The sequence below is a fragment of the Pedobacter sp. AK017 genome, assembly GCF_014200825.1.
GTDB lineage: Bacteria > Bacteroidota > Bacteroidia > Sphingobacteriales > Sphingobacteriaceae > Pedobacter > Pedobacter heparinus.
Genome location: NZ_JACHCW010000010.1, coordinates 245,424 through 257,058 on the forward strand (window position 1 = coordinate 245,424; position 11,635 = coordinate 257,058).

Sequence of the window (11,635 nt, forward strand, 5' to 3'; positions counted from 1 at the left end):
AATATTCTCAACAACATGAAATCAATATATAAAATAATTGCCTTTTCGATTTGCATTGGACTGGCTGGTTGTGAAAAATTTCTTGAAGTGGAAACACCACCAAATTTTATCAGTACAGAAAGTGCTTACCAACAAGATAATACAGCGTCCGCACTGGTACTCAGTTTATATGCCAAATTGGCTTCTAGTGGCGATGGTCTTCTTGGGACATCAGTTTTTACTGAGTTGTCGGGAGATAATCTGATGATGTTCAATCCGCAAAACGCTGGAACCTTACGTTATAAAAGTTTTTACCAGAACGAACTTACAGCACGATATACATATGGGAATGTATTTTGGCCAAGCACTTACTCGCTGCTATATACTATAAATGATGCCATCGCGAAATTACCGGAGGCAAGTAGTCTTACTCCTGCTTTAAGAACAAGATTGCTTGGAGAGGTATATTTTCTGCGGGGGTTTTGCTATTTCTATTTGATAAATTTATATGGTGATGTCCCTTTGATCTTAACAACAAATCCGCAAATTAATTCTTCAATCGCGCGTTCTTCCACCAACTTCGTTTATAGCCAAATTCTTTCAGATCTTAAGCAAGCGGAAGGTTTATTAGACAATAATTACGTATCAGGTGACCCCACCAAATTCACTACAGTTGAAAGACTTCGCCCTAATTTGGCTGCTGTGAATGCAATGTTAGCGAGGGTCTACCTTTTCCAAAAACGATTCGCAGAAGCAGAGAGTTCCGCTACAAAGGTAATTAATCAAAATACGATCTACGGATTTACGACACTTAATAATACTTTCCTAAAAAACAGTACAGAAACGATCTGGGCTTTGCAGTCGGTGACAGGAGGTTTTAATACGAGATCTGGAGCTATCTATATTTTGCCAAGTAGCGGGTTCAATTCGGGTAATACTCCTTTTTATATTTCAACTTCCTTAATGAATACGTTTGAAGCGGGCGATAACCGTAAAAACGTTTGGATACAAACAGCAAATATTAACAATGTCAGTTATCCTTACGCCGCAAAATATAGAGTTCCAATTATCAGTAATTCGATTAACATAACTGAATATGACATAGTTTTACGTTTGGCAGAACAGTTTCTAATCAGAGCCGAAGCCAGAAATGAACAAAACAACACTGTAGGCGCTGTTGAAGATATAAATGCTCTACGTGCTAGATCAAGGGCGGTACCAACGGCGATCGTTCAAAATCCTTTACCCCCAATTTCGACTACAATAACCCAGAATGAATTAAGATCGGTAATATCGAATGAACGAAGGGTGGAATTATTTACCGAATGGGGACATCGTTGGTTCGATTTAAAACGTACAGGTACTATTGATGCAGTTATGAGTATTGCTACTCCGAATAAAGGCGGAACTTGGGCCAATTATAAGAGCCTTTATCCAATACCAACATCAGACATTTTATTAAATCCAGCGCTTCAGCAAAATCCAAATTATACGAATTAGTTAATCCTGTAGCTGCCGTAAGGATGACTAATGGCAGCTACTTTAATAATGAATTATGAGAAATATTTTAACAATTATATGTTGTTGCATATCAATTATCACGACTGCTCAGGAAAAGGAAATCAATTTTGTACCTGCTAAAAACTGGCAAGACATTTTGAGGAAAGCGAGAGCGGAAAACAAAAATATCTTTATTGATGCTTTTGCCACATGGTGCGTTCCTTGTAAACAAATGGATGCTGAGGTATACACAGATGCTTCAGTCAGCTATTATGCTAACAAGGAATTTCTATCAATCAAAATACAATTTGATCAAACTAAAAACGACTCTGAGTACATAAAAAATTGGTATCAAGACGCAAAAGAAATTCAAAAAAAATACAACATAGGAGCCTTTCCTACCTTTTTATTTCTTAATTCTTCCGGTGAATTAATCAATCGAAGCCAGGGATTTCATTCCCCAAGTCAATTTCTCGTTTTACTAAAAGAATCGGTAAATCCTGAATTAAACTACGCAGGAATGATTCTCAAATTTAAGAATGGTATTATCAAAAATGAACAATTATTAGAATTAGCATTAAAAGCCAAAAAATTTAAGCAGGACACACTAGCATTGGCAATCGCAAAACAATATAAAGAAAAGGTTCTTGATAAAAGTAATCCGGAATCGATTCTTAATGAACGATTGAAGGCATTTATGTATGCATTCAATGATATGATTTCTGTTGAATCACCAATATTTAAGTATATGATTTCAAATGTTGAAGCAACGGATTTAGCCGTAAAAGATAAAGGCTTTAGTCAGAGGACTAAAGAGTACTATGTCTCTCATGATATCATTTATAGCCAGATTCGACCAAATGGAAAATATCAAAATCAAGTGCCGAATTGGCGTCGTTTAGAAAATGAGATAACTAAAAGTTACGGTTCGGCCACTGCCAAAAAGCTTTTAAGAGAGGCGAAAATAAACTGGTATACTGATAAATCGGATTGGGTTAATGCAGTTAAATACAACATTGAAAAGGTTGAAGCCTCTGGTATTGATACTGCTGGAATGGGTGCTTCAATGATAAACAATATGGTTTTCGACATTATATTTAAACATAGCAGTGACCCAATCGCGCTAAATAAAGCGTTAACGTACATGGATGTTATCCTGAAATCCAATCCTGAATCACCCACTTGGCGTGATACGCGGGCGAATGTATTGTACAAGTTAGGTAGAAAGGAAGAGGCAATAAAGGAATCAGAATATGCACTACAGCTAATCACTAGAAAAGCTAGAAGTCGCGATGAAATTAAGGAATATGAAGATACTCTTCAAAAGATGCGATCGAGCTTACCGACCTGGGATGTTGTTCACTAATCTCTACAGATCATTCAAATGAAATATTTTTTAATTATTGCTATAATGGGCGTTCTGACTTGTACTAGAAGTTTAGGCCAAAGCAAACCACCGATCACAGACACAACTTATAAGTCATGGTACGATGTAGGGAGAGGAAAGATAACAAATGATGGTAAGTATGTCATGTTTGTTATTAATAACATGCCTATGAATGGCGAAACTTGGACTGTCACAGCTACAGAAGGAAATTGGGTATTTACGTCAAGCAGGTATAGGAATTTAAAATTCAGCGATGATAGCAGATGTGTTTTTTCCATGGTTAGAGACACACTTTTTAAGCATTATTTAGGAAGCGATATCATTGAAAAAATACCTAGGTGTAAAAATTACTTCTTACTTGACACAAAGAATGCTGAATGGATAGTTTTGGAATTGGAAAGCAATGGAAAGTTTGTAATAAAAAATTTGAATAATGAACAAACGTTTGAGGTTGAAAAAGTTAGCGGAATGATTGCAAACGCCGCGGGTAATGCTCTACTAATGAAAAAGGAAACAATTAAAGGACAGGAAGATTTAATTTGGCTAGATCTAGTAACCGGAAAGAAATTTTTAATTTATCGAGGCTTAGCAACTAGATCCCATATTTTCGATCGTTCCGGAAAGCAAATGGCTTTCACTGCATTAAATAATGGTAGTACTCAAATCTGGCATTACAAATGCAATTGGCAGAAAGCTAAATTTCTCGTCGATGATAGTTCTGAAGGGGTTCCGCCAGAATTGAAAATTAATGTTAAAAATACTTGGCAGTTTAACGAGGATGGACAGTATCTGTTTTTTAACTTATCTGGTAGAACTGACATAACGAAAAATTCTTCGAACGTTTTAGTAAGAAGTTTTGAAGACAGCGTATTTTATGAAAAAATTAAGGGCAAGACTAGCACACAACTTGACATAGGAAAAAATTTCAGTGTTCTTGATGTAAACCAAAAGTCAATTAAACAATTACTTTCTGGAAACCAAAAAGTAGACAACCTATACTACAGCCATTATAAAAATTTTATTTTAGTAAGTTCTTCGTCGGGCGACCCGTCTGAAATGTTTTGGAATGATAAGTCAAGAGTGAGTTATTCAACATGTTCTATTAAAACAGGGTTATTCAGTGAAATAATGTCTCCCACAGTAGAGGGAGTATCAGTAATAAAAATGTCACCAAGTAATAGATATGTTGTGTACCATGATGCTAAAAGTGACCAGTTCAAATGTTATGACGTAGTTAAGAAAAGAACAAGAGATTTGGGTTTAAGTAAATTATCACGCCCAGGTCAGTCGATTGCCATTGAAGGGTGGATTGATGGAACCGAAAATCTTATCGTACGTTATGGAAATGATTTATGGAAGCTGAATTTAGGAAATAATTATCCACCTAAAAATCTAACACGACAATCATCCAAATCGATAGCTTTTGCCGTAAATCATGATTTTTCACATAGTGGATTTGATCCTAATGAAAAGCTAATTGTTTTTGGAGCTAATCTTTATACAAAAGAGCACCTTATATACTCATTGGATTTAAAATCTGATAATTTGCATTTGGATTTTGTAACTAACAATTTTCTATCTTTCCCCAGTTCTGATATTTCTACCACTGTATTTGCAAAAGCAGGTAATTCAAATTCATTTCTTTTAAAATTGGGGAGTGTAAAAAACTCACCTAACTATTTCTTCACAAAAGATTTTCGTAATGTTAAACAGCTATCTGACATACATCCTGAAAGGGACTACAACTGGATTTCTTCCGAATTAATTAGGTATAAAAGCAAAGAGGGAGAAGACTGCGAAGGAATTCTCTATAAACCTGAGGATTTTGACCCGGAAAAAAAATACCCAGTGATTTTTAGTATCTATCAGCTTCAAAGTGAAAAATTAAATTTAAGCATTTTTCCAGTACCATCTGTAAATGGAGTTAATATTCCTCTACTTACCAGTAATGGTTACCTTGTATGCGTGCCTAATATCTACCAAAAAAAAGGATATCCAGGAGAATCAGCTTTAAATAGCGTCATGGCGGCAACTGACTATCTTTGCAAAAATTACTGGGTAAATGCAAATAAAATGGCGATTGTTGGGCATAGCTTGGGCGGATTTGAAACCAATTATATCGCGACACATACAAATAGATTTGTCGCGGCATATAGTGCGGCAGGAGTATCGAATTTAGCGGCAACCTTTAATCGACTATTTGAAAGTGCGGGGATGTCACAACAGGATTATGTAATTAATAACGGTTTCCACGTTGGAGTCACTTTGCAAAATGCTCCTGAAGTTTATATTAAAAACTCGCCCATATTCTACGCCAAGAATATAAAAACACCATTTCTATTAATGCACAATGATGAGGATGATACAATTCCGTTAACTGAGAGTTTAGAATTATTCATTCAATTACGCAGCTTGAAAAAACCGGTCTGGCTTCTCCAATACAGAAATGAAGGACACCAAATAACCAATGAAAACAATCAAATTGACTGTCAGCATAGAGTTCAGGAATTCTTTGATCATTATTTGAAGGGCAAGCCGATGCCTACGTGGATGATTAACCATTTATAGATTTCGAAGCATTCATGAGATATATTTAAAATATTGAACCTTGTCTTGCTCTTAAAACTGTGAAATAAAGTGCCATTTATGAAAAGATTGATAAGTATAGTTATTGTAGAAGTGACTGTTATATTATTCATAGTATTATTTGTGTATTCCGCTGTCAGTAAATTATCTGACATTGCAAATTTTTATACTCAAATTGGTAAGTCACCCTTGATACAAGCATATGCTTATCTACTTGCATACACAGTACCGTTAATGGAATTAGTAATTGTAATGTTTTTACTATTTGACAAAACGCGAACACTGGCTCTATACTTGTCATTTACGATTATGGTGATTTTTACATCATATATATTTTTTATAATAAATTTCTCCAAAGATATTCCGTGTTCATGTGGAGGTGTACTAGAGAAAATGAGCTGGTCACAACATCTTTGGTTTAATATGATTTTCATAACGATGGCATTTTTGGCGATCATTATTCAACCGATCAAGACATTATTGCGCAATAATGGGGAGAAGCCGAAAACCCCAAATATAGTAGGCATATAACAATTAATAAGAAAATTATGAAAAAGATAATTTATGCAGGTTGTATTGCTTTGGCACTAATTGGGTCCTTCGCTTTCAAACCCGCGGTGGTTAGTAATGCATCAATGTTTAGCCCTTACAACCCCAATCAATGTTGGAACTATATACCGGCAGATGATAACTGTTCTGAGTACAATACAGGACCGCAATGTACATTCTATTACCCTCAAACAGGTACCAACGAATTGTTATATGTGGATTTCGGGACTGGTGTTTACCCTTGTACCGTTCCGCTTTACAAACCTCAATGGCCTTAACCTAAACCGGTATACCGCAAAGCGGTATACCCTTTTTTAAAATGAGAGTTAAAATATTTAAACTGATTTGCTGTTCGATTTTTGGAATGGGCATTATTTTATTATTGCATTTCTTGTCAAAATGGGATATTAAGGCTAGTGGCGGATTTCTAAGAAAATTCCCTTCGCATCTTTTAATAGGTCAGGGTTTCTTAAAACTAAGCGATAGATCTTACTTCGCCGGGAACAGTGAAAAAGACTTATTTTTAGGTAATAGACGTTTCCCATTCCAACTTATGAAAGTAGGTTCCAATATTAAAGATACCGCTTACTCTTATCGTAGTATTGCTCGACCAATGGGGCTTTATAAAGGCATGTTCCTAAACGTTCATGATTCAACTTCCTATTTGTTTGATGGCGTTGGACGGATAATCTTATCAGGAAACCAAAGTCAATTGGAGTTTAATAGATTCGTTAAAACTCCACCATTCGTTAATGGTATTGCAATTGGAAATAATAGTTATTTGCTGCAGACAATTCAACAAGGTGAGAGAATCAGCCTCATAAAATTTCGAAACGAAAAGGTATTATTTACGCGCTTTTTGGGAACAAATAATTATGATGTTTTTGATAACGATGGCATATTAGCAGGTGTACCTAAGAGTTCTTCAATAATTTATATGTTTTATTATCATAATAAATTCATCTGCTTAGACACTAATCTAAGAATGAAGTATGAAAGCAAAACAATTGATACAATTGGAAATCGAAAAATAAAATCTATAAAAATAGAATCAAAACGAACTACAACAATCTCAGGTTCCGCTAATGTTATTAATAAGAAGGTCAGTTGCAACAGCAAATGGGTAATAATCCAATCCAGTATCAGGGCGGATAATGAATTGAAATCTACATTCGAGAAGAATGCTGTTTTAGATGTCTATTCTATCAAAGATGGTGGATATATATTTAGCTTTTATATACCTATGCTTGATAAGGAGCGAATGATTGACTTCAAAGTCCTTGGGAATAAATTGTATGTCTTATATGAAACATACCTATATCAATTTCTTCTGAAATTCTAACATTTAGTACTTAATGTATGCTTAATAAAATTGTATGTTACTATTCACGTCGAACTTTACAAAAAAAATTATTTGTATTAATGTGTTTGTTTATTGTTGGGTTTTTAGAGCGTTCGCAGTGGAATACCATATATCTACCAACGGCTCTGATAAAGGTTCTGGATCAAAACTATGTCCTTTTAAAACCATTAGTCGCGCTACGACCGTTACAAATCCTGGAGACGTAGTTATCGTTCATGAGGGTGTATACCGTGAACTGGTAGCGCCATATTTAGGTGGAAGGTCTAATAATGAAAGAATTGTCTACCGGGCTGCTGTAGGTGAAAGGGTAGAAATTAAAGGCTCTGAAATTGCAAAGGGATGGAAAAGACTTATTACACAAGGTACATGGGAAATTTGTTTTCTTGATTCATACTTTGGCGATTACAATCCCTACAAAGTGCTTATTTATGGAGACTGGTTCTTTCCAATGAGGCCGCTTCATAGAGGTGAAATATTCCTAAATGGCAAAGCGCTGCAAGAACATGTAAGTTGGAATTGCAAATCGGAAAATGGCCAAACGATAATTACAGCGAATTTCGGAGATCTTGATCCAAATAAGGAGCTTGTAGAAATCACGGTGCGTCCTTCTTGCTTTTACCCTGCTAAAACTGGAGTGAATTATATCAAAGTTCAGGGTTTTCATATGAGCCAGGCTGCCACTCAGTGGGCCGCTCCCACAGCAGAGCAGATTGGGCTAATTGGTACAAACTGGAGCAAAGGTTGGATCATTGAAGATAATGTGATCTCGGATAGCAAATGTGTGGGAATTACATTGGGCAAAGATCGTGCTTCCGGTCAAAATGTATGGTCAGCGGATATGAGCAAGGACGGAGCCGATCTTTATAATGAAATGATCCTCCGAGTGATAGATGCTGGATGGAATAAAGACAATATTGGCTCTCACATTGTTCGCCGGAATAAGATCTTTAACTGCGGCGCAGCAGGAATATGCGGCAGTTTTGGGGCGGCCTACAGCCAAATTTTGGATAATGAAGTGCATGATGTTTACACACGCCGGAATTTTTATGGCGCGGAGATGGCTGGGATAAAGTTTCACGCGGCTGTCGATATGGTGATTAAAGGTAACCATGTATATAATTCTTTTATTGGCCTTTGGCTGGACTGGATGGCACAAGGCGCCAATGTGTCTGATAACGTATTTGAAAACAATGATTATGTTGACTTCTTCGCTGAAGTAAATCACGGGCCATATATGGTGGAAGGAAATCTATTTTCGTCGGCATTTTCTCTGAGGGACTGGTCTGAAGGAGGAACATATCGTAAGAACTATTTTGCGGGCTTGATTTCTCGCGCGCCACAGGATAGAGTAACGCCGATCTTTAAACCGCACAGCACCGAGATTCATAAAGTGAAACGGATCTTCGGGGGCAATAATGTCTTTATTGCAAACACATTTGCTGGCGGCATGGGCGTCCAACCAATGAGGTCAAAAATGCATACTATGGATCAGGAGGATCTGTTGATCGGTTATGGCCTGGCCATATATCAGAACGCAGCTTTGCCAGTCAAGTCCAGACGAAACAAATTTAAGGAACAGGCGAAGCCCTTGATCATACAAAAAAATCAACAAAGAAATAATTAATTTATAATGAAAATCAATCAATTTTTATCGGCAGTGGGATTGTTAGGGTTCTCCCTTTCGGTTACAGCTCAAAATAATTACAAAATGCAAAATGTGCCCATACAAACCAGGTGGGCAAATGAAGTTTCTCCTGCAAATGCCTTGAAGGAATATCCAAGGCCACAGCTCGTGAGGGGAAATTGGACAAATCTTAACGGGCTCTGGGACTATGCAATCACCGAAAAGGATGTTACAAAACCCTCTGAGTATTCAGGCCAAATTTTGGTGCCTTATCCGATCGAATCGGCACTATCAGGAGTGAAAAAGCCTTTGCTGCCTACACAAAATTTATGGTACAAGCGCTCTTTCGTACGTCCGGTTACTTCGGGGGGAGAACGTGTGATGCTGAATTTTGGTGCGGTGGATTATGAAGCAACAGTGTTTGTCAACGGATTGGAAGTCGGTAAACACTCTGGTGGATACACGGAGTTTAGCTATGATATAACAGCGGCATTAAAGGATGGCTCGAATGAAATTGTAGTCAAGGTATTGGACCCCAGCGATCAGGGTGTTGGGCCTCATGGTAAGCAAGTGCTAAATCCGGCAAATATTTATTATACACCTAGTTCAGGCATTTGGCAAACGGTATGGATGGAAGTGGTTCCGGCCGCAAGTATTAGCAGCTTAACCATTACACCGGACATCGACAAATCACAGGTTAACATCAGTGTAAACTCTTCCACAAAATCAGCCGTGGAATTGACTATTGATGGTAGGATTATTAAAGGGATGTCCAATACCGTGATTCCTGTTCCGGTTAAAGAGTTGAAACTTTGGTCTCCAGCAAACCCCTATTTGTATGATTTTACCGCGAAGCTGGGCAGTGATGTTGTTAAATCTTATTTTGGTATGCGTAAGATTTCGGTAGCTAAGGATGAAAAGGGCGTTGAGCGCATTATGCTGAATAACAAGCCTTACTACAACCTGGGAACCCTGGACCAAGGGTTTTGGCCAGAGGGGCTGTATACTGCTCCAACAGATGAAGCACTAGCTTTTGACATCAAGGCAATCAAGGCTATGGGTTTCAACACCATCCGTAAACACATTAAAGTGGAGCCTGCCAGGTGGTACTATCACGCGGACAAATTGGGTATGCTCGTGTGGCAGGATATGGTAAATCCGAACCAGCGGTTACCTGAAGGAAGTAAAGCTGCGTTTGAGGCTGGTTCTGCGGAAATATTAAGGCAACTGCACAACTATCCTTCAATTACAACCTGGGTATTGTTCAATGAGAAATGGGGGCAGTATGATCAGGAACGTCTGACCAAATGGATCAAGACAACTGACCCTTCAAGGATCGTGAACGGCCATTCCGGTGAATTGCTTTACGTGAACGAAATATTGCGTTCCCCTTCACCGAATGCTTATGTAGGCGCAGATATGACCGATGTACATGCCTATCCAGATCCGATGAATAGCATCAAACAAGATGGTAAGGCAAGAATTTGCGGTGAGTTTGGAGGTATTGGGGTGTTTATTCCCAATCACCAATGGCTGACCAGTTCGGCATGGGGATACATTCAGGAAAAACCAGCGGCGCTGAAAGCGAAATACACCATTATGAACCAGCACCTGCAATTGTTCCATAAAGATGGCTTATCGGGTTCGATCTATACCCAGCCGTTTGACGTCGAGGGGGAACAAAATGGATTGATGACCTACGATAGAGAGGTAGTAAAAATCCCCTTTGCGGAGTTGCGCAAAATTCATTCGGTTTTAAACCCTATTATGGGTATTATCCCCAACGTAACGGCAAAGGATGCAGATTTGACGGAGCCTGCACAGATTTATAGTGGAATGTTCCAGCAATATATTGATGGTAAAAAAGATGAGGCATTTTTAAAGCAACTGGCGATGATGTCCACTCAGGCAGGCGACAAACCCGGAGCTGCGTTGATTGGTTCGGAATACATTGCCACGATGAAATCCCCGCTGAGCGAAGATGATGTCAACTCGGTAGCTCAATTTACCAAGAGCACTAAGGACACAGGTTTTCAACTGATGATCAAGAACGAGGCGGACTTTAAAAAAGTGCTCGGCGACAGAAAATATACTACGACGATGATGAACCTAATTTTTAAAGGCGAAATGGAACCGTTGATGCAGAAAAAAGCAAGTTGGGATGAAATCGGCAAAGCTGTAGCGGGTTATGGTGCAGCAGGTGAAGAGATTCTTTTGCGGGCTAAAACAGTAGATTACTACAATACCCAGAACTGGACGGAATACGTCCCAGTAGCTACGGAATACCTCGCTAAATACGGCACAAATCTAAGCGAGAAAGAGCGGACAATGTTTCAGGCGGCAATTGACCAGCATAAATAGGCATGGGGAAGAAAGAAATCAGAAAAGAAAAGTTGTTTGCGAGCGTAAGTTATCCGGATGGAAAGATGCTGAAAGTATACCAGGTCATTAGTGCTGAAGAGCTTAAGAAACTGGCTAAAATGGTTGAACTGGATAAGTTTGCATTTTCAAATATTGCCCAGGCCATTTCAGCGAATTAGTAGATGAATAAGATATTCCACCTATGGATGGTTAGTTAAGTTGATTCTATATAACAAAAAATGGAACAGTTTGAAAAGTTAGGTAAATTTAGGTATAGCTTTCATCA

9 protein-coding genes are annotated in these 11,635 nt (G+C 38.0%); all 9 read left to right on the forward strand.

Annotated features, from left to right (window positions below):
• The first annotated feature begins 15 nt into the window (after positions 1–15).
• The 9 genes from HDC92_RS16165 to HDC92_RS16205 all read left to right on the forward strand — a co-directional run bounded on the left by HDC92_RS16165 (position 16) and on the right by HDC92_RS16205 (position 11,528).
• Complete coding sequence (locus tag HDC92_RS16165) at positions 16–1,479, forward strand: RagB/SusD family nutrient uptake outer membrane protein (protein WP_183875975.1); 1,464 nt, start codon at positions 16–18, stop codon at positions 1,477–1,479.
• A gap of 55 nt (positions 1,480–1,534) precedes the next feature.
• Positions 1,535–2,845, forward strand: a complete 1,311-nt coding sequence (locus HDC92_RS16170) for a tetratricopeptide repeat protein (RefSeq protein WP_183875977.1) — start codon at positions 1,535–1,537, stop codon at positions 2,843–2,845.
• A gap of 18 nt (positions 2,846–2,863) precedes the next feature.
• Complete coding sequence (locus HDC92_RS16175; RefSeq protein WP_183875979.1) at positions 2,864–5,434, forward strand: alpha/beta hydrolase family protein; 2,571 nt, start codon at positions 2,864–2,866, stop codon at positions 5,432–5,434.
• A 78-nt stretch (positions 5,435–5,512) separates the two neighbouring features.
• On the forward strand, positions 5,513–5,983 hold the full coding sequence (locus HDC92_RS16180; protein WP_183875981.1) for a MauE/DoxX family redox-associated membrane protein: 471 nt from the start codon (positions 5,513–5,515) through the stop codon (positions 5,981–5,983).
• A 17-nt stretch (positions 5,984–6,000) separates the two neighbouring features.
• Positions 6,001–6,279: a hypothetical protein gene (locus HDC92_RS16185; RefSeq protein WP_183875983.1), complete on the forward strand. Its 279-nt coding sequence runs from the start codon at positions 6,001–6,003 to the stop codon at positions 6,277–6,279.
• A 41-nt stretch (positions 6,280–6,320) separates the two neighbouring features.
• Positions 6,321–7,343, forward strand: coding sequence for a hypothetical protein (locus HDC92_RS16190; protein ID WP_183875985.1), 1,023 nt, complete (start codon positions 6,321–6,323; stop codon positions 7,341–7,343).
• Positions 7,344–7,377: 34 nt separating this feature from the next.
• Positions 7,378–8,988: a right-handed parallel beta-helix repeat-containing protein gene (locus HDC92_RS16195; protein ID WP_183875987.1), complete on the forward strand. Its 1,611-nt coding sequence runs from the start codon at positions 7,378–7,380 to the stop codon at positions 8,986–8,988.
• Between the two features lie 6 nt (positions 8,989–8,994).
• On the forward strand, positions 8,995–11,349 hold the full coding sequence (locus HDC92_RS16200) for a glycoside hydrolase family 2 protein (RefSeq protein WP_183875989.1): 2,355 nt from the start codon (positions 8,995–8,997) through the stop codon (positions 11,347–11,349).
• A 2-nt stretch (positions 11,350–11,351) separates the two neighbouring features.
• A complete protein-coding gene (locus HDC92_RS16205) occupies positions 11,352–11,528 on the forward strand; it encodes a hypothetical protein (RefSeq protein ID WP_183875991.1) in 177 nt (58 codons plus the stop codon).
• The last annotated feature ends 107 nt before the right edge of the window (positions 11,529–11,635 follow it).